Source organism: Terriglobus roseus (assembly GCF_900105625.1).
In the GTDB taxonomy this organism is placed as follows: Bacteria; Acidobacteriota; Terriglobia; order Terriglobales; family Acidobacteriaceae; genus Terriglobus; species Terriglobus roseus_B.
Map to the genome: position 1 here is coordinate 1,624,785 of NZ_FNSD01000001.1, position 23,034 is coordinate 1,647,818.

General features: G+C 57.3%; 13 protein-coding genes, 2 tRNA genes and 3 rRNA genes. 5 read left to right on the forward strand and 13 right to left on the reverse strand.

What is annotated here, in order from left to right; translation table 11 throughout:
* Window positions 1-249 precede the first annotated feature (249 nt).
* Together BLW03_RS06615 and ndk are read left to right on the forward strand one after the other, a co-directional pair.
* Window positions 250-1,539, forward strand: a complete 1,290-nt coding sequence (locus tag BLW03_RS06615) for a two-component system sensor histidine kinase NtrB (RefSeq protein ID WP_170834982.1) — start codon at window positions 250-252, stop codon at window positions 1,537-1,539.
* Between the two features lie 89 nt (window positions 1,540-1,628).
* Complete coding sequence (ndk, locus tag BLW03_RS06620) at window positions 1,629-2,045, forward strand: nucleoside-diphosphate kinase (protein ID WP_074652889.1); 417 nt, start codon at window positions 1,629-1,631, stop codon at window positions 2,043-2,045.
* 70 nt (window positions 2,046-2,115) lie between these two features.
* On the opposite strand, the gene BLW03_RS06625 is transcribed toward ndk, so the two are convergent.
* From BLW03_RS06625 to BLW03_RS20145, 4 genes are read right to left on the reverse strand one after another with little or no spacing between them, the layout of a single operon-like run.
* Window positions 2,116-4,041 (reverse strand): DUF4097 family beta strand repeat-containing protein, encoded by a 1,926-nt coding sequence (locus BLW03_RS06625; protein WP_074652890.1) that lies wholly within the window; start codon window positions 4,039-4,041, stop codon window positions 2,116-2,118.
* A 2-nt stretch (window positions 4,042-4,043) separates the two neighbouring features.
* On the reverse strand, window positions 4,044-5,399 hold the full coding sequence (locus BLW03_RS06630; protein WP_074652891.1) for a hypothetical protein: 1,356 nt from the start codon (window positions 5,397-5,399) through the stop codon (window positions 4,044-4,046).
* On the reverse strand, window positions 5,396-6,247 hold the full coding sequence (locus BLW03_RS06635) for an anti-sigma factor family protein (RefSeq protein WP_139285125.1): 852 nt from the start codon (window positions 6,245-6,247) through the stop codon (window positions 5,396-5,398). Before BLW03_RS06635 ends, BLW03_RS06630 begins: the two co-directional genes overlap by 4 nt.
* A gap of 43 nt (window positions 6,248-6,290) precedes the next feature.
* Window positions 6,291-7,193, reverse strand: coding sequence for an RNA polymerase sigma factor (locus BLW03_RS20145; protein WP_244501986.1), 903 nt, complete (start codon window positions 7,191-7,193; stop codon window positions 6,291-6,293).
* A 121-nt stretch (window positions 7,194-7,314) separates the two neighbouring features.
* Between BLW03_RS20145 and BLW03_RS06645 the strand changes: the two genes are divergently transcribed.
* Complete coding sequence (locus tag BLW03_RS06645; RefSeq protein WP_074652893.1) at window positions 7,315-8,640, forward strand: SGNH/GDSL hydrolase family protein; 1,326 nt, start codon at window positions 7,315-7,317, stop codon at window positions 8,638-8,640.
* 75 nt (window positions 8,641-8,715) lie between these two features.
* Here BLW03_RS06645 and BLW03_RS06650 read toward each other — a convergent pair whose 3' ends face one another.
* The 6 genes from BLW03_RS06650 to BLW03_RS06675 all read right to left on the reverse strand — a co-directional run bounded on the left by BLW03_RS06650 (window position 8,716) and on the right by BLW03_RS06675 (window position 14,923).
* The gene (locus tag BLW03_RS06650; RefSeq protein ID WP_074652894.1) at window positions 8,716-9,189 is read right to left on the reverse strand and encodes a hypothetical protein; all 474 of its coding nucleotides are present in this window, start codon (window positions 9,187-9,189) and stop codon (window positions 8,716-8,718) included.
* A 148-nt stretch (window positions 9,190-9,337) separates the two neighbouring features.
* Window positions 9,338-9,454, reverse strand: a 5S ribosomal RNA gene (rrf, locus tag BLW03_RS06655).
* A 181-nt stretch (window positions 9,455-9,635) separates the two neighbouring features.
* A 23S ribosomal RNA gene (locus BLW03_RS06660) occupies window positions 9,636-12,584 on the reverse strand.
* Between the two features lie 336 nt (window positions 12,585-12,920).
* Window positions 12,921-12,996: transfer RNA gene (locus BLW03_RS06665), tRNA-Ala, on the reverse strand.
* Between the two features lie 55 nt (window positions 12,997-13,051).
* Window positions 13,052-13,128 (reverse strand) — tRNA-Ile (locus tag BLW03_RS06670).
* Window positions 13,129-13,421: 293 nt separating this feature from the next.
* Window positions 13,422-14,923: ribosomal RNA gene (locus BLW03_RS06675) — 16S ribosomal RNA — on the reverse strand.
* The 16S, 23S and 5S rRNA genes sit together here with 2 tRNA genes alongside, the layout of an rRNA operon.
* A gap of 1,100 nt (window positions 14,924-16,023) precedes the next feature.
* Here BLW03_RS06675 and BLW03_RS06680 point away from each other — a divergent pair.
* Both BLW03_RS06680 and BLW03_RS06685 read left to right on the forward strand, forming a co-directional pair.
* Complete coding sequence (locus tag BLW03_RS06680) at window positions 16,024-16,971, forward strand: branched-chain amino acid transaminase (RefSeq protein WP_074652895.1); 948 nt, start codon at window positions 16,024-16,026, stop codon at window positions 16,969-16,971.
* Window positions 16,972-17,213: 242 nt separating this feature from the next.
* A complete protein-coding gene (locus BLW03_RS06685) occupies window positions 17,214-18,776 on the forward strand; it encodes a flavin monoamine oxidase family protein (RefSeq protein ID WP_074655827.1) in 1,563 nt (520 codons plus the stop codon).
* Between the two features lie 12 nt (window positions 18,777-18,788).
* Here the strand turns inward: BLW03_RS06685 and BLW03_RS06690 are convergent, their stop codons facing one another.
* The 3 genes from BLW03_RS06690 to BLW03_RS06700 all read right to left on the reverse strand — a co-directional run bounded on the left by BLW03_RS06690 (window position 18,789) and on the right by BLW03_RS06700 (window position 22,740).
* Window positions 18,789-19,871, reverse strand: a complete 1,083-nt coding sequence (locus tag BLW03_RS06690; protein WP_244501987.1) for a cupin domain-containing protein — start codon at window positions 19,869-19,871, stop codon at window positions 18,789-18,791.
* A 301-nt stretch (window positions 19,872-20,172) separates the two neighbouring features.
* Entirely contained in the window at window positions 20,173-21,294 is a 1,122-nt protein-coding gene (locus tag BLW03_RS06695) for a Gfo/Idh/MocA family protein (RefSeq protein WP_074652897.1), read from the reverse strand.
* Window positions 21,295-21,384: 90 nt separating this feature from the next.
* Window positions 21,385-22,740, reverse strand: a complete 1,356-nt coding sequence (locus BLW03_RS06700) for an NAD(P)/FAD-dependent oxidoreductase (RefSeq protein ID WP_074652898.1) — start codon at window positions 22,738-22,740, stop codon at window positions 21,385-21,387.
* Window positions 22,741-23,034 lie beyond the last annotated feature (294 nt).

Below are 23,034 nucleotides of genomic sequence, written 5' to 3' on the forward strand. Positions count from 1 at the left end.
TCGCCCGCACGACATATACCTACAGAGTCCGAGAAGGCGAAAATATCTCTTTTTCGAACGTTTCGTTAATTTCTTCATCCGCCAAACATCGGCACGGCTCACGGCGCAAGCTGACTCAACTATGTGGGCTGTTGAACACACAGATCGTGCATCCATCTATCTGCAGACGTCTTTATGGGTCTCGCAAAGGAGCAGCGGATGGACATATATGGTCAAGGGCCGGCAAGTATCCGTCCGGTGAGGCCGTTGGTGCCCGCTGTTCTAGCGGTGTTGCAGCACGTTCCCGTCGGTATCTACACCGTGGATATCCATGGCTGCTGTGCGCAAATTAACGAGGCTGCGCTTCGACTGCTGGGCTATACCGAAAGCGAGTGCCTGGGCAAGGACATGCATGCCCTGGTTCACTATCGATATCCTGATGGCAAGCCGTACCCAGCGGCCGACTGTCCTCTGCTGCATGCGCGCGAGAAGAACGATACCGCGACTAACATCGATGAAGTGCTTTGGACCAAGAATGGCGATCCGGTTTATGTCACCTGCTCCTCGGCCCCGGTGATGTTGGCGGACAGTGTTACCGGCACGGTGGTCACGCTGACCGATGCGAGTACCCGTCACCGCACCGAACAACGACTCTTGCGTGCAGAGGCCGAACAGCGCGAGATTCTGCGTCAGCGCGATGCCACTGCTCGTATCGAACGAGACCTGGCGCAGGAAGAAGCCATTCGCCAGCGCGAGATGTCGGCGGCTGTCGAGCGGGCCGCCGCTGAGCAGCTTCGTCAGCAGCAAAAGATGTCGGAAGAGCGGCTATTGCAGAGTGAGCGACTCGCCGCCGTGGGCCGCTTGGCCGCATCCATCTCGCACGAGATCAATAACCCCTTGGAAGCCGTAACGAACCTTCTATACCTCGTGCGGAATGATCCATCACTGTCAAGTGAATCGGGCTCCTACGTCGAGATGGCGGAGAAAGAACTTGCCCGCGTCTCTGAAATTGTGGCGCAGACACTTCGTTTCCAGCGCGGCGGCGCGGCGCCCACGCTCTGCTCTCCGGAGGAACTGATCGAGTCGGTACTGGCGCTGCACCAGGGCAGGCTGCACCATCGCCGTATCGTTATTGATCGCCGTCATAAGGACTCGAAGCCGATCTTCTGCCCGGAAGGGGACATCCGGCAAATCCTGAATAACCTGGTGGGCAATGCGATCGATGCCATGACGGAAAAGGGCGGCACCATGACGATCCGCACGAAGAATATGCGGGATCCCCACACCCGCACGGCAGGACTCCGCATCAGCGTCTCAGACTCCGGCCACGGCATGACCCTGGACACCGCTTCGCAGATTTTTGAGCCTTTCTACACCACCAAGGGCGATGGTGGCTCTGGCTTAGGATTATGGATTTCGAGCACGATCGCTCGGCGGCATGGTGGAAGGCTGAACGTCCGGTCACGCACAGGCGGTGGACCCCGAGGCGGCACGACCTTCTCGTTATTCGTCCCGGAGTCCCAGCAGGACGCTGCAAAGGCAGCTCCCTCGACTCATTAGTCGACGACGGCAGCCAGTTGTCAGCAGTAGCTGGCTCGGTGAAACGGTACAATAAATTGGTTACGAAGAAATTTTAGTTGGGGAGCATCATGTCGCAGCGCACCTTTTCCATCGTCAAGCCGGACGCCGTCCGCAAGGGTTACACCGGAGCCATTCTCGCTGAAATTGAGAAGGCCGGATTCAAGATCGTCTCCATCAAGAAGATGTCCCTCACGGATGAGCAGGCACAGGGCTTTTACCACGTTCACAGCGCCCGTCCGTTCTTCAAGGACCTCACACGCTTCATGTCGTCTGGCCCCATCTTTCCCATGGTGCTCGAGAAGGACAACGCGATCCTGGATCTACGCAAGCTGATGGGTGCAACCAACCCCGCGAACGCTGAGGAAGGCACGATCCGCAAGCAGTTCGCAGCATCCATCGAAGAGAACGCGATCCACGGCTCCGATGCGGAAGATACGGCAGCATTCGAGATCGGCTACTTCTTCGCTGGTTATGAGCTGAAGTAAGTATTCCTCTCAGTTATGAAAGGAAGGCCGCTCCTCGGAGCGGCCTTTCTTTTCAGTTGCGATGAAGCACTCAGTCTTTCTGCTTTGCGGCCTCACGCGCCAGGCGCATTGCTTCTCTCTGTTTCTCCTGCGCGTCCTTCATCGCCTGCCTTGCCTGCTCCATTGCCTCTTTGGCCTGTTGACGGGCATCAGCGCCTGCCTGTGCCGCCTGCGCCTTGGCATCCGCAACTTGCTTCTTCGCGTCTTCCAAAGCGGCAGCTGCCTCGGGTGGCATGCCTGGCGTCAGTGGTATTGGCGTCTGCGGGATCGAGCCGAAGCCGGTAATCGTGGGTGCTGGCGGCCGCGGTGGCAATGGAGCGACCGAGTTCCGCGTGACATTCACATCGCCGTGCGATGTGTTGATGCGGACAGCAACGCCGCCGCCATTGACGGTCCCCGAGATTGTCCCGCGTCCGTCCGAGTTCACACCAGCAAAGTCGCTGTGCGTGTCGCCGTCGCTGGTCTCCGCATTCAGGTTGAACTTGGTCCCGTTAGGCAAAGTCACGTTGACGTCACCCTTCTGGTTGTCGATGGTGATCGCACCGGTCGGCGGCGCAGCATGGACATCCACCGTGCCGTTGCTGTTAACGACCTTCACCTCACCTGTCACCTTGTCCAGTGTGATGTTGTGGCTGCGCGTTTCTACGCGAACCGGTCCAATGACCTGCGACAGGTTCAGGTCTTCCTTATCCAGCGCCATCTGCCCGTCCAGACGCGCCAGCGTCAGGTCTGTGCGGCTGCTGTGATAGCTGACGGCACCTGTAATGCGCTCCAACTGACCGCCGCTGAGGAAGTCACCCTTGACGGTCGCGGTGCCGTTCACATCAGACAGCGAAACACTGTCGCCATTGCCGTTGACATTCACATCGCCCGTCACACTCCGCACATTCGTGCTGCGCCGTCGATTGTTTACGTGAACCAGCACGCTGCCAGTGATGGCGGCCACTTCCACGTCGCCGTTGTTCGCCGTGACGACCAGGGGCGATTTCAGATTGGTCACATGGACGTCTCCTCGATCGCTGTTCAACTGCACGCGAGTACCTGCCGGTACCAGCAGCGTGAGATCAGCACTGGCACCCTCCTTCGCAGGGATCCGCAGCCGCAGATTGTCGTCCGCACCCTCGAAGACCGGCGCCATCTCTCGGAGGCGGTCACTCGCCGTACTGTCAGAGTTGGTGTAGACCTCCTTATGCAGCGACAGGTGAACCTTACCGTCGTCGCTTGTGCCGGATACGGAGACATCACCGCGTGGGTTGTCGATGGTCAGCGAGGCCCCGGAAGGCAGTGCATGTTCCATTGCGGGGGAATCTTCCTCATGCTTCTGGCCGAAAAAGTGTCCCATATCGTCGCCACCAAACGGTCCGGTGAAACCGAAGCCATTACGGTCAGCACGCCACTGCATGGTGTGCGTCGCGAGTCCCAGGCAGATCAGAACAATCACGCCAAGAACCACGCCGCCTCCTACGGAATAGCGCATGGGTGGAGCGTCCTGCGGTGCACGCGCCCGGTCGATCGCCCACTCAGCCAATCGCAGCAGACCGATGAGGATCAATAGCAGCGGCCACCAGCGTGAGTACCAGCTGATGAAGTTCACCATGGACACGCGGCCGGTGTGGATCAGAAAGAAGATGACACCGAGTGCAATCAGCAATAGCGGACCAACAATCGACGCGCGACGCTGACTGCGCCAGTACATCTTCCACTGATCGCGATTCGCACGGCTTTGGGCGCGCCACGCGGCAGCCTGCGCCCGTGTTGCCGCACGCCCCTGGTTCGCAGCAGCGCGCTGCTGGTCGCGGTAGAAACGCTGCTGTGCCTTCTGCCATCGCGGATCGTACCGAGGGTCACGGCTTGGGTCGTAACGCGGATCGTTGACGTTGGTCGGGTCGAACGGGGCATTCGGATCGACGCGAGCGGTCGGATCGAAGGGCGGCTGGTTCGGGGGTGTGGTGCTCATGGCTAGCGTCCTTCCCCGCGGTCGTCCGCGTCTGGTTTGATCGAGAGATCGTTGTTGGGTCGGTTGTACCTCGGCAGAATCGAAGTCGATTCGGCCTCAGTGGGGGACTCAGCCCGAGTATCCGGTGGCGCCGCAGGTGGTTCTGGAGCGACGGGGTAGCCCGGGTAGCCAGCAGCAGTGTTCATCGTGTTCAGCGACATGCGTTCCAGCACCATCACCACGCCGAGGAAGATCAGCAGGAAGGGCCACGATTCGTGCCACGCGACCACGTGCAGGCCCTGCAGCAGCGTTAGCAGACCGACGATAAACACGACGCCGGCACTCCTGCTGGCACGCAGCATATTCCACCGCGCCGCTGGTGAACCAGACGGATACATGCCGTTCCGGCTGTTCTGCCGCCAGAAGATAAAGACTGCAAGGCCGATCAGGAAGAGACCGCCGGTAGCCTCCCCCTCAAGGAACGCAAAGGGATGGAGCGATCCCAGCAAGGCAAAGAATCCAAGGCCGATGAGCCAGATCGCGCCAGTGGGCAAACCGCCACGTGCCGGAGAGACCGGGGGCACTCCACCAAAGCCCGGAGGTGGAGGCGGCATGGGAGGTATCCCGTACCCAGGTGGCGGTGGCGGGACCGGAGGCACACCGTATTGCGGAGCACCATAGGGCGCGCCATAGCTTGCTGGCGGCGCATAACCTCCAGCGGGCGGAGCGTAGCCGGACGCCGGAGGAGCAGTGCTGCTAGAAGTGTAGACGCTACCATCCGGATCGACTTGATAGGTTGCACGAGCACCTGTCGCGTCAGTTCGCGAATAGTAGGCAGCACCCGACGGGTCGACGCGTGACTCGTCAACGAAAGGCGCAGCTCCTGGCATTTTGCCAACCGTCTGCGACCACGCGTTGTTCAGGTCAGGATGGTGATTGCTGTTGAAACCAAAGCGGTCGCCGATCGTGTTCAGACCAAAAGGATCGGGTAGCGGACGGCCATCGCGACGCGCGACTGCCGTCTGGTAAGCCTCGAAAACCATGTAGAAGATCCAGCCCGCGACAAACAGCCCAAAGATGCCGTTCACGTGGTCCGCCAGCGACGACAGCACGGCAAAGATTGCGATGTGTGCAATCCCCTTCGCGAACTGCCCGTTGTACATCGCGCCGACGCCGGGAATAAACCCAAGCAGACCGGCCAGTAAGGGATTGGGCACGTGGGGCATGCCCGGCCCGTATGGCGGATAACCAGCAGGAGGTGGCGGTGGGACATCCGCCGGGTTGTAGGGCGCGCCCGTTGCCGGGTCGTACGCCGCCGAAGCACCCGGCGCAGTGTAATGCTGCTCGTATGGATCCGTGTTCGGATTCTGCGTGCTCATGCCTGGACTCCTTCGCCGCGGTTATGGACCGCGATCATCTTGTTCTGATTGCTATGTACGCGTTCTAACTCTGTGCGGTTCCCGTCGGGCGAAGAAAGGTTGAAAGGACCTTCTCGATGCACGTGCGGAGCGCTGCTGTGGGGCTGTCCGCCAGGCTGCGTACGCGGCTGAGTCTGGGGCTTCGTTTCGTCAGTCGGGCGCGTCGTGTTCAGCGGCGCCGACATGATGCCGTTGCGGGGCGTTGCTTCACTGTCGCTGTCGCGTTGCATCTCGCGCACACGCGACTCAAGCTCGTAAACCACGCGGAGATTGTCGTAATAGCGCACGACCTGGCTGTTCACAGCCCAGAAGCTCTTCCGAACATTGGCGGGTCTCAGGTCGCTCGCGCGGAGCGAGCTGAGGCGAACACCCGCAAGGTTCAGAGTCAGCGCAATTGAGAAGAACGCCATTGCCGCCGTCATGGCGAAGCGCGGCTGCATAACCGTATGCACCATGCGCGACCACGGGGTACTTGGGGGTGGCACACGAAACGGCAGGACCTTCGCACCCTGACTGTGACCGAAGAGCGACGCTGCATGCGCCGTCTCCGCCATCAAGGCATGGGCCGCCTGAGGGTTACCGCTTGTCTGCGCAAGGATGCGGTCCACCAGGCCAGCTGGCGGCACAGGAGGCGCGTCCTTCAGCATCTCCATCCAGGCCCCACCCCGCTTGATATCGTCAAAGGTTGAGGTGCAGTTGGAGCAGTCGGCGAGGTGCAGCTGGAAGTGAGCCTCATCTTCCGGCAACAGCACACCGTCCGCCGCGTCCAGCAGCATGCTCTCGCACTGGGTGCAGGTCAGCCGGCTCATGCGCTTCTTCCCTTCGTTCGGATTTGATCTCTCATCGGCCACCTCACATCACCTTCCCTTCTGTGCGTCCCAGCATCCGCGCCATCTCTGCGCGGCCGCGGCTTATGCGGCTCTTTACGGTGCCCTCCGGCACCTTCAAGACCGCGGCAATCTCCTTGTAGTCCATGTCCTGCAGGTCGCGCAGGATCACTGCCTCACGCAACTCCGGAGACAGCTGCTTTAACGCATGCTGAATCCGTACACGCAGCTCAGCCTGGGCCACCTGCTGCAGCTGATTGGGGCGACTATCCGCCAGGCGGTCGGCCATGGTTGGGCCATCCTCGCCCTCGCGCGAACTCTCGTCGAGTGAATCCGTCGCACGATCCTGACGTGTCCGCCGGAAGTGATCCACCAAAAGATTGCGTGTCAGAGTTGTGAGCCACGTCGTAAACGCGCCCTTGGCAGGATCAAACCCGGTGAGGTTCCGGTAGACCTTAAGGAAGACGTCCTGCGTCAGGTCTTCCGCGTCCGTTGGCGACCCGGTGAAACGGTAGCAGATGCCGTAGACGCGCCGATGCTGCGAGATAACAAGCTGCTGCCATGCAGCACCATCGCCACGCATGCATGCGTAGACCAGCCGATGCAGCGCGTCGATCTCCGCAGCCTTCGCCGCATCCAGCGCGGGGGGCACTGCGGTTTCGCCGCGCCAAGGCTCGCGATCTGCGGGTTCTTCAGCGGTTCGCAACAAACTTACGTCTCCGTGCAGTGGCAGCAGTGTACCCCGATTATCGCGGACAACAGGCAGCTCCGCGCCACGCAGTGTCGTCGGCAGCAACTCTTCTGCGGCAGTCGAACCTAGCAGGATCTCCGGCAGCGACGCCTTGGGTGTTGCATCCAACAGCTTCGCACTACGTCCGCGAGCAAACCGGCTACCACCCGGCAGGCCCATCGTCATCGTTATCGGCATGGTCACCGTTCCCATGTCCTTCTGTACGCAAACGGACGGGAATCAGTTCCCTGAGGAGCGCTGCTTCTTCTGCATCCGGTCCAGGCCATCGCAGGCTCACGGAAGAAGCTACAATTCGCCCATGCGTCTTGCTGCTCTCCTGCTCGCTCTCTCCATACCCGCTGTTGCTGAACAAACGTGGCTGGGAACCTGGACGACGGCCGCCATGCCTCTCTCCGCCCCCGCCGCTCAGAAACTTCCTATCGGCAAGCAGGACGTTACGCTGCGGCAGATCGTTCACATCAGCCAGGGTGGAAAGCGTATGCGGATCACCTTCACCAATGAGTTCGGCACCACGCCGCTCCACATCGCAAACGCGCACGTCGCCTTTCTCTCCGCCGGGTCAAAGATCCTGCCTGAGACGGACCGCCAGCTGACCTTCGCCGGGAGGCCCGATATCACCATTGCTCCGGGCCAGTTTGCCGCCAGCGACGCTGTCGTGGAAACCGTGCCGATCTTCTCCGACCTCGTCATCTCCACCGCAATTCCCCAGCAGGATCTCCCAGTTCTTACAACGCACTCGCTCGCGCTTCAGACCACCTTCATCACTGCTGGTGACCAGACCACAGCGCTCGAATTTGATTCCGCTGCCGCCGTACCTCCCGGCGTAAGTCCTCCGGATGTCAGTGCGCCGATCCAGTCACCGCTGGGCGCCAGGCCCATCGTGAAGAGCGAAGCGCACCCGGCAATTGCTGCAGGCAATACTCCTGCGCTGCTGACAAGGACCACGTCCTGGTATTTCTTGAAGGATGTAGAAGTCGATGCGACGAGGAAATCCGGTAGCGTCGTGATGCTCGGTGACTCCATCACAGACGGTGCACAGTCCACGACCGAGACCAATCGGCGCTACCCGGACGATTTGGCTCCGCTGCTCGCGGCAAATAAGAAGACCGCTGCACTCTCTGTGCTGAACGTGGGCATCAGCGGCAATCGCATCCTGCATGTCAACTCAGGTCCCAGCGCTCTGGATCGCTTTGATCGCGATGTCCTGGCCCAGACCGGTGCTCGCTATGTGATTCTGCTGGAAGGGATTAACGATATCGGAAACATGCACCGAGCTCCTGCCGACGCAATTACCGAACAGGCTCTGATTGATGGCTTTACGAGCATGGCCAACCGCGCTCATGCAAAAGGTTTAAAGTTCTTCGTAGCAACGATCCTGCCCTACGGTGGCGCGAAGTATGACAGTCCCGATGGCGAATTGATTCGCCAGCACGTGAATGCCTTCCTGCGCACCAGCCCGGCCTTCGACGGTGTGATCGACTTCGACAAGACCATGCAGGATCCAGAACATCCCGAGCGCCTGCTGCGTAAGTACGAGTGCGGAGATCACCTGCATCCGAATGACGCAGGCTATGCGGCCATGGCCGCCGCCATCGACCTGAAGCTATTTAGAAAAAAGAAGTAATTACGGGATATTCGTATCCGGCCTGGACACAATGTCAGGCTCGCGCACAACCGCGCGCCGCTACGGAGGGTAAAGCTACTTCTTTGTGATCTCGATCGTCTCGTGGAGCGCTTTGTAGCATGGAACGGCGTCGTTGGCATGGGTTCGCAGGGTGTCGCGCACACTACCATCGAAGATCGCGCTGTCACCCTGTGTGAGGAAGATCTTCGCGCCAGACAGATCGCACTCTGGCTCTCGCGTTACCTTCATCTTGAAGAGAGTGCGGTCGCGCAGTAGCGACGTGCGGATCGGCAGACCAAATCCTGGATACTGATCAATCACGCGCGCGAACTCGCGTCCTCCGCCCTTAACCTCGACTGTCGCCAGATAAACTTCCTGGTTGCCGGCAAAGCTCTGTCGCGACGAACTGCTCATGGCCAGGATCGACACCGTTGCGGTCATCGGCTTGGACTGATTGGTAAACGGAGAGGGCTTCGCCGCCCGACCAACCGCCACGGATCCAGCCACGAGGATCAAAGCACCAAACCCACGAATCACGACTGATCGCATCACAACCTCCAACCAACTCAGTGTACCTGTAAGACTCGCACGCCCTTGGAAAGACACCGGGAGGCTGTGTGTCCTCCTGCGGCAAACAATCCAGTTTTTGCCGCTCAAGACAAAAGGCCCACTCCGAAGAGTGGGCCTTTGTTGTTTATGCCGGCGATAACCTAATCTCCCACACAGTCACCCGTGCAGTACCATCGGCTCAACGAGACTTAACTTCCGTGTTCGGGATGGGAACGGGTGTAGCCCTCGTGATATTCTCACCGGCAAATTGTCAAAACTCGCGCAATACCTGCTGCGAAGTTTCACGACTGAATAGATTGAGTAGACATATACTTCGTAATTTTCGTACTTAGTTTCGTCGCAGAGCTTGCGCTCCGAACATAACTACTTAGCTTGTGTTGAATTGTCTCAGGACAGAAACGATGTTTCTGCGCAGAGTAAATTCTATGATCAAGCCGAACGGGCGATTAGTACTGGTAAGCTACACGCATTACTGCGCTTCCACATCCAGCCTATCAACCTGGTGGTCTTCCAGGGCCCTTCATTTCCCTTTTGGGTTGGGAGATCTCATCTTAGGGCATGCTTCCCGCTTATATGCATTCAGCGGTTATCATAACCGAACTTCGCTACCCAGCCGTGCCTTTGGCAAGACAACTGGAACACAAGAGGTTCGTCCATCCCGGTCCTCTCGTACTAAGGACAGCCCCCTTCAAATCTCCTACGCCCACAGCAGATAGAGACCGAACTGTCTCGCGACGTTCTGAACCCAGCTCACGTACCGCTTTAATAGGCGAACAGCCTAACCCTTGGAACCTTCTACAGCTCCAGGATGCGATGAGCCGACATCGAGGTGCCAAACCATTGCGTCGATATGAACTCTTGGCAATGATCAGCCTGTTATCCCCGGCGTACCTTTTATCCGTTGAGCGATGGCCCTTCCATACAGAACCACCGGATCACTAAGGCCTGCTTTCGCATCTGCTCGACTTGTAGGTCTCGCAGTTAACCACACTTATGCCTTTGCACTCGACGGCTGATTTCCAAACAGCCTGAGTGTAGCTTCGCGCGCCTCCGTTACAATTTAGGAGGCGACCGCCCCAGTCAAACTACCCGTCTTACTATGTCCCTCTTCCCGATAAGGGAAGGAGGTTAGAGTCACAACATTCGCAGGGTGGTATCTCACCGTTGGCTCCTTCGAAACCGAAATCCCGAGATCAAAGCCTCCCACCTATCCTGCGCAGCAAATGCCGTAACCCATAGTAAAAGTATAGTAAAGGTGCACGGGGTCTTTTCGTCTAGCTGCGGGTAACCGGCATCTTCACCGGTACTACAAGTTCGCCGAGCAACTCGTTAAGACAGTCGTACGATCGTTACTCCATTCGTGCAGGTCGGAACTTACCCGACAAGGAATTTCGCTACCTTAGGACCGTTATAGTTACGGCCGCCGTTCACTGGGGCTTCAATTCAGAGCTTCGCTTGCGCTAACCCCTCCTTTTAACCTTCCAGCACCGGGCAGGAGTCAGCCCCTATACGTCGTTTTAGACTTTGCAGAGACCTGTGTTTTTGTTAAACAGTCGCCGTACGCGTTTCACTGCGGCCACTTCGGGCTATAAACCCTACCGTGGCGACCCTTCTCCCGAAGTTACGGGTCTAATTTGCCGAGTTCCTTAACAAGCCTTCACTCGAGCGCCTTTGGATATTCTCCTCGTCTACCTGTGTCGGTTTGTGGTACGGTTCCCAATCCCTCTCCTTAGAGGTTTTTCTTGACAGCGTGAACTCATCAGCTTTCAGGCATACGCCTTACTGTTTTACACCTCACTGTTAAGACCCGACGGATTTGCCTATCAGATCCAGCTTACGTGTATCAACCCCCATAGCCATAGGAGGGCCTGATTATCCTTCTGTGTCACCCCATCGTAATAACGAGGTATTGGGAGGTCCGGAATATTAACCGGATATCCATCGCTTACGCCTTTCGGCCTCAGCTTAGGGACCGCCTAACCCTGAGCGGATTAACCTTCCTCAGGAAACCTTAGACTTTCGGCGTCAGTGGTTCTCACACTGATTATCGCTACTTATGCCGGCAGGGTCTCTTCTCGAAACTCCAGCAGTCTTCTCAGTCTGCCTTCATTGTCGCGAGAATGCTCTCCTACCACGCACACCATAGGTGTGCATCCGCTGCTTCGGTATATCGTTTTAGCCCCGTTGTATTGTCGGCACCGGACCGCTTGACCAGTGAGCTATTACGCTTTCTTTAAAGGATGGCTGCTTCTAAGCCAACCTCCTGGCTGTCTGAGCGTTCCGACTTCCTTTCCCACTTAACGATAATTTGGGGACCTTAGCAGGCGGTCTGGACTGTTTTCCTCTCGACTGTGAAGCTTAGCCCCCACAGTCTGACTCCCGGGCTGGTTGTGATTGGCATTCGAAGTTTGGCTGGATTCAGTAAGCCGGAAAGCCCCCTAGTCCAATCATGTCTCTACCACCAATCCAAATCACCCGAGGCTAGCCCTAAAGCTATTTCGGAGAGAACGAGCTATCACGGAATTTGATTAGCCTTTCACCCCTACCCTCAGCTCATCCGAGCTTTTTTCAACAAACACCGGTTCGGTCCTCCAATGGGTGTTACCCCATCTTCAACCTGGCCAAGGGTAGATCATCCCGCTTCGCGTCTATTCCTGCCAACTTATCGCCCTATTCAGACTCGCTTTCGCTGCGGCTCGCTCACGCTTAACCTTGCTGACAAGAATAACTAGCCGGCTCATTATGCAATAGGCACGCGGTCAGACATTCCCTTACGGGCATAGTCCTCCCACTGCTTGTAGGCACACGGTTTCAGGTACTTTTCACTCCCCTCAATGGGGTGCTTTTCGCCTTTCCCTCACGGTACTGGTTCACTATCGGTCAGAATCGAGTATTTAGCCTTACGGGATGGTCCCCGTGGATTCAAGCAGGGTTTCTCGTGCCCCGCCTTACTCAGGTACCTGCTTCGAGTCCAGATAAATTTCGTCTACGCGCCTGTCACGCTCTATGGGGCCCCTTTCCAAGGGCTTTGACTATCTACTGGATTGGTAACTCTACTTGTTGCAGGCCCTACAACCCCCGTGCCACCGAAATGGAACGGGTTTGGGCTCATCCGATTTCGCTCGCCACTACTCTCGGAATCGAGGTTTCTTTCTTCTCCTGGGGGTACTGAGATGGTTCACTTCCCCCCGTTCGCTTGAGCCCGCCTATGTATTCAGCGGGTCATACATGAGTTTTGCTCATGTGGGTTTCCCCATTCGGAAATCTCCGGATCAACGCCTGTGTGCGGCTCCCCGAAGCTTATCGCAGCTTGCCACGTCCTTCATCGCCTGATTCTGCCAAGGCATCCACCGTGCGCCCTTAGTAGCTTGTTCATAGAATTTACTCGCACGCAGAAACATACTCTGCTAATGCTGCAAGTCCTTTACTTCGCCGTTTATTATCCTAAAGACACTCAACACTAAATCTTCAGATTTACTCCCAGAGAAAACCCGGGAAACTGAAGGCTCAGCCTTGTAGTTATATTTACCCAATCTATTCAGTTGTCAAACATCACAGGCAAGCTATCTCGCTTACCATCACACCCTGGGGTGCGGGACTTTTCCTCGCGGCAGACTAATCACTTAGCCGCACACGCGTTCTGTCCAAGGCTCAGGAGCACTACCGAAGTAGCTTCCTCAACCTCATACAGACTCATTCTTTCGAGAGAATGGTGGAGCTGACCGGGATCGAACCGATGACATCCTGCTTGCAAAGCAGGCGCTCTCCCAACTGAGCTACAGCCCCATTCAGAACAACTTCACCAGAGTACCGCTCGCACGGCTTCCAATCAAGTGGTTGGTGGTGGGCCTGGGTAGATTCGAACTACCGACCTCACCCTTATCAGGGGTGCGCTCTAACCAACTGAGCTACAGGCCCAGATCAGGGCGATACCGGCAGAGCCCCTCGCGGAACCCTGCCGGCAACCCTCTGATTTACCTTGAGCTCACTGCAAAGCAGTTGGCTCTCGAAAGATTTCGAGGACACAGTTGAACGTGCTCACCGGCTACGCCAGTGATGACCATCGCATAGATGGGAATTAGACCAAAGAGAGGCTTAGTTCAAGCTCTCCAGGATAAATCCTGGAGGTTGTCTGACCTCAGTCGAACTCAGCTCGTAAGCTGCTCGCGATACGCGAGGCGTTTTGACTTTGTCAGACTGGTTCTCTTTAGAAAGGAGGTGATCCAGCCGCAGGTTCTCCTACGGCTACCTTGTTACGACTTCACCCCAATCATGAATTATACCTTGGGCGGCTGCTCCTCTTGCGAGTTAGCGCACCGACTTCTAGTACGACCCACTTTCGTGATGTGACGGGCGGTGTGTACAAGGCCCGGGAACGTATTCACCGCAGCGTTCTGATCTGCGATTACTAGCGATTCCAGCTTCATGGAGTCGAGTTGCAGACTCCAATCCGAACTGAGGCCGGCTTTTTCCGATTGGCTCCCCCTCGCGGGTTCGCAGCGGTTTGTACCGGCCATTGTAGCACGTGTGTAGCCCTGGACATAAAGGCCATGAGGACTTGACGTCATCCCCACCTTCCTCCCCGTTATCCGAGGCGGTTTCGCTAGAGTGCTCAACTAAATGGTAGCAACTAGAGATAAGGGTTGCGCTCGTTGCGGGACTTAACCCAACATCTCACGACACGAGCTGACGACAGCCATGCAGCACCTATATACCGGTCCATTGCTGGACGCCGACGTTTCTGCCGGATTCCGGTACATTTCGAGCCCAGGTAAGGTTCTTCGCGTTGCGTCGAATTAAACCACATGCTCCACCGCTTGTGCGGGCCCCCGTCAATTCCTTTGAGTTTCAGCCTTGCGACCGTACTCCCCAGGCGGATTGTTTATCGCGTTAGCTTCGACACGGCAGGATTGGGTACCTGCCACATCAAACAATCATCGTTTAGGGCTAGGACTACCAGGGTATCTAATCCTGTTTGCTCCCCTAGCTTTCGCGCCTCAGCGTCAGTAATGGTCCAGTGAGCCGCTTTCGCCACAGGTGTTCCTTCCGATATCTACGCATTTCACCGCTACACCGGAAATTCCACTCACCTCTCCCATACTCAAGCCCGGCAGTTTTCCGTGCAGACTTCGAGTTGAGCCCGAAGATTTCACACGAAACTTGCCAAACCGCCTACGCGCCCTTTACGCCCAATAATTCCGAACAACGCTTGCCCCCCTCGTATTACCGCGGCTGCTGGCACGAAGTTAGCCGGGGCTTCTTCTACAGGTACCGTCATTATCTTCCCTGTCGAAAGGAGTTTACGTCCCAAGAGACTTCATCCTCCACGCGGCGTTGCTGCGTCAGGGTTTCCCCCATTGCGCAAAATTCCCCACTGCTGCCTCCCGTAGGAGTCTGGACCGTGTTTCAGTTCCAGTGTGTCCGTGCGCCCTCTCAGGCCGGATACAGATCATTGCCTTGGTGGGCCATTACCCCGCCAACTAGCTAATCTGCCGCGACCTCCTCCCCAAGCGCATTGCTGCTTTGACTCGTAAGTGTTATGCGGTATTAGCCCAGGTTTCCCTAGGTTATTCCCCACTCGAGGGTAGATTAGTCACGTGTTACTCACCCGTGCGCCACTTTACTCAGATCCGAAGACCCTTTCTCGTGCGACTTGCATGTGTTAGGCACGCCGCCAGCGTTGATTCTGAGCCAGGATCAAACTCTCGTTTGAATGCTGGTTGCACTTACTAACTCACGGAGGTGGTTAGCATAGGTGCCCGGTCTAGTCTCGAAAACTAGCCGGTTTAAAACAAGTGAGAATGACTAAACCGTAATGTCCAATGCATCTCACGACTGGCACGTTCAACCATGTTGTCAAAGATCCTAGTCAGATCAGGCCTAAGCCGTCCGCTTTGGATCAAGGACGCCGCAAGTCATTGACTCAACGGTTGTGTCCTCGAACTTGTATGGGCTGCAATTGTCTTGATTTGGGACTTACTTAGTAAGTCACTTTCTACTCGCTCGCTGCTTTCCAGTCAGCCACTTCGTGGCGTGAACCGGAACCGCGTCGCTTTCGCTCTCGACTGCCGTTCACCAACTTTTCTAGAGTATCGCGATTTCGCTTGCTTGTCAACTCGCTCGCTTCTATACTGTTTCATTCGCTTTTCGATCCTCATGGTCGACGTAGGCCCGCGGCCACGAATTGGAAACAGCTAAAAGCAGCGATGACTCTCGCGATATCACACTCCAGTTGCGAGCCTCATTGGGTCTCGCACTTGGCGTACAGCTTTACAGCACCAAAAATCTCAAACGATCCGAAGGAGCAAACGCAAACGTTTGTCCCGGGGCGTATGCCCCTTAAACTTTTACTGCAGTGTCTTGGGCTTGTCTTTGGATCAACCGGAACCCGTGGGCTCTCGATACTGACCACGCGTGACAAACGCTTGGACTGCGCTGCTGCTCTTTCGAGACTTACGCTGCAGGATGCCTTTCGGCTACCCACTCTTGCCGCGCCGTACTGGCCGCTTGCATGAGTTTCTTTTATACAAGCAACGTTTCGCTTGTGTCAAACGGTAATGTTTTCCGTTTCGTTTCGCGCCTCACAACTGCGCTCGACTTGATTGACATTACCGGAACCCTCCGTGCCATGCAACCACCGGGGTGGAAAACTCTGAGGAAAAGATGTCTCGGTTGCGACAGATCACCCGTAAACACTGGGTAAAGACGGTCTTTGTTTTTTACTCGCAGACCGGCCGGAACTTCAAGGGACTCGGTCCGGGGTCCGTTTGATACCCTTAGTGTCTCGCGACTGCGATGTTGGAGCACCACACCATGCCCATCCAAACCACCGATAAGATCTGGCACAACGGATCGCTGATCCCCTGGGCCGACGCAAACATCCACGTGATGTCGCACGTGGTCCATTACGGCTCGTCGGTGTTTGAGGGCATCCGCGCCTATACACAGGGTGAGAAGGTTGGCATCTTCCGTCTGCGCGAACACATGCAGCGCTTCATCGATTCCGCCCGCATCTACCGCATGCCCCTCCCCTACACGCTGGATGAACTGATGGAAGCGGTCGTCAGTGTTGTGGAGACGAATGGTGTGGCCCCCTGTTACATCCGCCCGGTCGCTTTCCGTGGTTACGGAGAGATTGGGGTCAACCCGCTGAAGTCTCCGGTTGAGATCTACATCGCGAACTTCCCCTGGGGAAAGTACATGCCGGGTCACCAAGGCGCAGACGTTTGTGTTTCAAGCTGGAACCGGCTGGCACCGAACACCATGCCGTCGCTGGCAAAGGCTGGCGCCAACTACATGAACTCGCAGTTGATCCGCATGGAAGCTGAGATTAACGGGTATGCCGAGGGCATCGCACTGGACCGCAATGGGTACCTGAGTGAGGGTTCTGGCGAGAACCTCTTCCTGATCCGCGAGGGCAAGCTGCTAACCTCCCCGCTGGCGAACTCGGTCCTGAACGGCATCACGCGCGCTTCGGTGATTCAGATCGCCCGCGAGATGGGTATCGAAGTCGTCGAGCAGGCCCTGCCGCGCGAGATGCTGTACCTGTGTGACGAGGCCTTCTTCACCGGCACTGCGGCTGAAGTCTCTCATCTGCGCTCGGTCGATCGCATCGTGATCGGCGACGGCACGATGGGGCCTGTGACAAAACTGCTGCATGATGAGTTCTTCGCACTGGTGAACGGCACAAAGGCCGATCGCTTCAACTGGCTGACACCGGTCAACGTAAAGATCGAAGAAGCTGAACCGGTGAACGCCTAAGCTTCAGAGTTCGCGGTAACGGGCCTGCTCCGCTGAGCAGGCCTTTTTTTTGGCCCCGCGACCCGAAATCCAGCCGCCGTGGATGAGGAACCTTGGGCGAGCTGAGACGAGACTTCCTCCTGCAATTACCTTGCGCCTGCCGCTCCTGTTCGATACCTTCCTAGTTAGTTCCCCTAATTAATCCATGCAGTGCCGCAGCCCATTTGCGCCGCAGCGCAGCCGCACCCGAAGGGATGTCGCCCATGAGCCTGACTCGTCGCAGCTTTCTCAATCGCGTTGCCCAGCTTGGTGGCTACTCCGCCGCCTTCTCTACGATGAACGCGCTTGGACTACTCGGCAGTGCGGAGGCCTCGGCCCTGACGCCACTGTCCTCCAGCCTGGGCAAAGGCAAGTCCGTGGTGATTCTTGGCGCAGGCATCGCAGGACTTGTCTCGGCGTACGAACTTCGGAAGGCTGGCTATACCGTCTCCATTCTCGAAGCACGCAACCGTCCCGGCGGACGCAATTGGAGCGTCCGCAACGGCACCGATGTCATCTTCACGGATGGCACGAAACAGAGCTGTACCTGGGAAGACGGCCATTACCTGAATGCCGGGCCTGCGCGGCTCCCGTCCATCCACAAAACCATCCTCGGTTATTGCTCGGAGCTTGGCGTACCGCTCGAGGTTGAAGTCAACGTCTCGAGGTCTGCCCTGTTGCAGTCTGACAAGCTCAACGGCGGCAAACCCGTGGAACAGCGTCAGGCCGTCTACGACACCCGCGGCTACATTGCAGAACTCCTTACGAAGTCGGTGAACAACCACGCGCTCGAGGAAGATCTTAGCGCCGAAGATTCGAAGCTCCTGCTGGACTTCCTCTCGGGCTACGGCGATCTGGACAACAAGGCGAAATACCACGGCACTACGCGTGCCGGCTTCGTCACACCACGTGGCGCCGGTTCCGATCCAAGCAAGCTGCACGACACCATTCCGCTTCACGACTTGCTCGTTGCAAATTTCTCCAAAGCCGAGTTTTATGAAGACCAGATTGACTGGCAGGCCACGATGTTTCAGCCGGTGGGAGGCATGGATCGTATTCCCTACGCCTTTGCGGAATCGCTGAAAGGTCTGATCCAGTACGGCAGCCCCGTCAGCGAAATTCGCAAGACGGCGACAGGCGTTCGGATCGCCTACAAGTCCGGCACAGAAGCGAAGGAAGCGAAAGCAGACTTCTGCATCTGCACGCTGCCCATCAGCGTTCTGCAGTCCATCCCGAATGATTTCAGCCCCGCCATGCAGAAGGCCTTTCACGGCATGCCGATGGCCGCTCTCTACAAGATGGCCTGGGAATCTCCCCGTTTCTGGGAGAAGGAAAACAATATCTACGGCGGCATCTCGTTCCTTGATCAGCCGGTCGATCTTGTCTGGTATCCGAGCGACAAGATGTTCTCGAAGACCGGCGTCATCCTGTCCGGCTTCAATGCTATTGGGGATGAGAAGGGACAGCTCACCGCGCTTGGCAAGATCCCCACGATGCAGGGTCGGCTTGATTCCTCACGCAGGAGTGTTGACCTGCTGCATCCGGGGCGTGGCAAGGATCTGACAAAGCCCATTTACATCGAGTGGACGAGAATCCCTTACAGCATTGGCTGTTACGCGAATAACCATATCGACGAGTCGCAGCCCGCTTACAACCAGTTGATTCAACCGGAAGGCGCGCTCATGCTTGCGGGCGACTATGTGAGCCGCATCGTCGGCTGGCAGGAGGGCGCGGCGCTTTCCGCGCACAAGGCCGTTGCGCATATCGCAGCGATGACGAAGGCCTGATCGATTACGGCGCTATGCCGGATCGACCACGACCTTCGTTTTCGGGATCGCGTGCAGCATCTCTTCCCCCACCTGGATGTGTTCGTTCACCAGGCGTGATGGTGTGTGGGCGAGCCACTCCGCGAGTGCGATGTCCTGATATGTGCTGATCGGAAAGACCTCAAGAAACACCAGGTCTTCGTCGCCGGTGTTCTCGATGTAGTGTGGTCGCGATACGCCGATGTAGCCCACGTCACCCTGCTGAAAGTCGAAGGTGCGAGCCTTTGCTCCGGCCTCAAAGACAGTCATGCGTCCCTTGCCGCTGACATAGTACTGCCACTCGTCACTCAGCGGATGCCAGTGCAGTTCTCGCAGGCCACCGGGCTTGAGACGAACGATGGCTGCGGCGATCGTCGTGATGGGAAAGTTCTTGTTATCGATGATGCGGACTTCGCCGCCGGGTGTCGTCTTGGTCGGCGGCATCTTGCTTGCGTAGAACGTCATGGATTGAGGCACAACTCCCGTGCTCGCGGAGGCCTCGCGAGTCTCGTCAGCCAAAGGACGCGGCGGCTCCGCTGCAAAGATGAACAACTCTTTCTTTGGCACTTTGTCGAAGGTGCTCTCTGGGACACCGAAGTTCTTTGCCAGCACCTCCTTCGGCGTGTGAGCCATGAAGTCTGTCAGGAGGAACGTGCTGAACTCATCGAAATCTCCCTGGTCGAAGACCAGCAAAAACATGCAGCCATCATCACCAATGCCTTGGATTGAGTGTGGGACACCGCCAGGAAACAGCCACAGATCGCCCGCGTTCACGTCGCTCACATGGCTGCGCGCCTCCGCGTCCACAGCGGTGATACGAGCGCTGCCGGAGATCATGAACGCCCATTCTGAACTCACATGCCAGTGCAGTTCCCTCACGCCGCCCTTGATCAGACGCATCTCTACGCCAGCCATGCGCTTTGAGACTGGTAATTCACGGGACGTCACCTGTCGCGTCCATCCACCGTCCGTGATGCGCTTGTGCGCCAGTGAGAAGGAATACCAGAACGGCTCTACTGTGCCGTTGTCTGTCTCGGGAGCCCAGACGGAACTTGGGCTCTCATTCTCAATCGGCATGTTGCGCCGCAGTGGCTGTTCTTCGTTCGGCAGATGATGATCTGCTGATCTTGGAACTGGCCGATCCTGCGCCAGCACTGGCGCAGCAAACGCTGCAGCTAAGGCTGCCGCACTGCTGCCCATAAACTTCCGACGACTAACTTCCTCTTCACGCTCTTGCATGCTTCCCTCGCTTTGCTACGGTCGTGCGTCGATCAACTTTGCTGTGCCCGATGGCAAAGACGCGAGATGCCTTAGGTTGAAGCTGCAGTGCATCACCGCCGGGGCAAGAAAAGACATACTCCGACGGGATGCTTCCACGTTACTGTCCGTCGGACGGTTTATGTGCGCCGATCAACTCTGGCAGCTTCACAGGACTAAGCTTTTGCACCTGGTCACTCACCGCACGGCGGGAGCGAGTGTAGGGCTGCAGCTTCACTGGCATGCCTGTTTTCAGCGACTGCTCTGCAGCGACCAGGATGCGAACATCCAGCAAGCCTTCTTCGCCGTCGGGTTCGGGATCGGTCCCGTTTAAAACGCACTCTGAGAAGTACTTCAACTCGCCGCCGAACTGGTCGGTCTTGTTGAAGCTTTCGGTACTCTCGTCCTTGTCGATCTTGACGGTGTGTTTCATACCGCCGGGCATACCGTAGGCCGGAGAACTGTACAGGCTTCCGAGTTCCCCCACAATGCGGAAGTCGTCAAGGTCTTGTCCGTTGTAACTGAGGACGAACGCAGCCACACGATTCGACTCAAACTTCATCGTCATTGCGACCGTGTCATCGAAGTTGAACTTCTCGTCAGTCTTCACGCCGGTTGCGAATACCTCCATCGGCTCAGAGCCGAAGAGCGTACGCACCATATTGATCGGGTACGGCCCCATGTCTGGAACGGGCCCTGCCCAAAAGCCATTCTTCGCGCGGTGATTTTCGCGGCTTACCGGTTGCGAGAAGCTGGAGTTGAAATAGCGAATGGGGCCAAACTCGCCAGAGCGCACACGCTCCAAAGCCTTTAGAGTTCCAGGCTCAAAGTGCAGGCGATACGCGATCATCAGCTTCGCACCCGTCTTCTGCGAGGCGGCAATGATGCGCTGACACTCCTCGACACTGATAGCCATCGGCTTTTCGAGCAACAGGTGCAGGCCTGCTTCGAGCGTCTTCACGGCAAGCTCAACATGATCAAAGTTTGGAGTCGCGAGATAAACCGCATCTGCTACATCAGAGCGGAGGAAGACGTCGTACTCCTCGTAGCTGTAGCCGTGCTCGATGGTTGGATACTTCTCCGCGAGCTTTTCTGTCTTGTACTCGTGCCCCGTGACGATGGTGGTCACGACAGAATTGTCTGTGTGTTCCACGCCCGGCAGCAGCGCCGTCTGTGATATCCATCCTGCGCCGACGACGGCATACCGAACCTTGCCGCCCTCCACCTTTTTCGCTGTCGCCATGTCCGTTGACTCCCTACGAACACGTGGGACGGCGAGCCATGTAGGCAGGATGCCCAGGCGGCGCGAAGCTGCGTGCGCTGCGATAAAGCTCTACGGCTGTTGTTCCACGGGATCAATCGGCCTGGTTGTCAGCTTCCCGTGCGGATCATCGACAACGCCCCATCCGGGGAGTTCCAGATCGCCGGTAATGAGGCGCGAGCCCTCCGTGAAGAAGAGGTAAGTCCAGGCCCAGTTGCGAAAAACACTGAAACGATTGCGGAAACCGATGAGGAAGAAGATATGCACCACGAGCCACGTGATCCACGCAGGGAAGCCACTCAGGTGTCCCTTGAAGGGCCACTTGACATTGGCAACAGCAGCACTGCGACCGATGGTAGCCATGTCGCCCTTGTCCCAGTAGACAAACGGTTTCTTCATCCGCTGTCCCTTGATCTCCAGCGCGATCGTCTTGCCTGCGTATTCGCCCATCTGCATCGCCGGCTGAGCAACGCCGGGGACGGGCTTACCTTCGCTCATGGCATGAGCGAGATCGCCACAAACAAAGATCTCCGGATGTCCCGACGGATGCAGGTTCTCATCCACTACGACCGCGCCACGCTTGTCCACTTCGACGCCCAGCAGTTTACCCAGCGGTGACGCCTGAACACCTGCGGCCCATAGCGTCACGACCGAATCAATGCGCTCCTTGCCATCAACGACCACAAAGCCAGGCTGCACATCGGTGACACGTGTGTTTGTGCGCACCTGCACACCAAGTTCACTCAGTTGTTTTAGAGCACTCTTCTGCAGATCCTCAGGATATGCCGTCAGGATCGCAGGCGAACCCTCGACGATCAGCACCTTGGCCGTCGCAGGATCGATGTGTTTGAAGTCGCGGCGGATGTATAGCTTTGCAATATCCGAAATGGCTCCGGCGAGCTCCACGCCTGTCGGTCCCCCACCAATTACGATGAAATTGAGCGCTGGATGACGGCCCGTCTCCTGCATCTCGCCCTCGGCTAACTCAAAGGCGAGCAGTACGCGTCTGCGAATTTCCACTGCGTCTTCGATTGTCTTCAGACCTGGCGCCAGCGGCGCCCAGTCATCACGTCCAAAGTAAGAATGTGTGGATCCAGTCGCGAGTATCAGGTAGTCATACTCCAGAACGGTGCCGCTCTTCAACGTGGCACGTCGCGCAGCCGCATCGAAGCCCACCACTTCATCCATCAGCACCTGTGTATTGGGCGATCGCAGAATGGCGCGGATTGGCTGGGCGATCTCGTTCGGAGAGAGCACGGCGAGTGCCACCTGGTATAGCAGCGGCTGAAAGGTGTGGTGATTACGACGGTCCACCAAGGTGACATTCACATCGACGTCGGCAAGCGCCTCCGCTGCCTTTAACCCTGCAAAACCACCGCCCACAATCAAGACCCGCTTGCGTATTCCACCCGTCACGCCACTCGACATCTGTACTCCTCATCTCGCATCTGCTTCTTTCGATGCGCAGGAAGCCTTCGCCGTCGCGTGACCGCTCTCACTGAACCTTCGCGAACGACGATCCTACGGGGTTTTCTGCAATGCAAGCGTGACCATTCCGTGCGTGCCAACGGCCGCCGTGATCTTCGTAGTAGCAGGAGTGTTCGCATATTGCATTTGGAGTTACTGTGAGCAATCCGTCATCGCCACTCACGCGAGGATGCGCATCAGTGGCACTGCAACTGCGTCGATTGCACCGTCCTCGTCTTCTCTATCGGTACACGA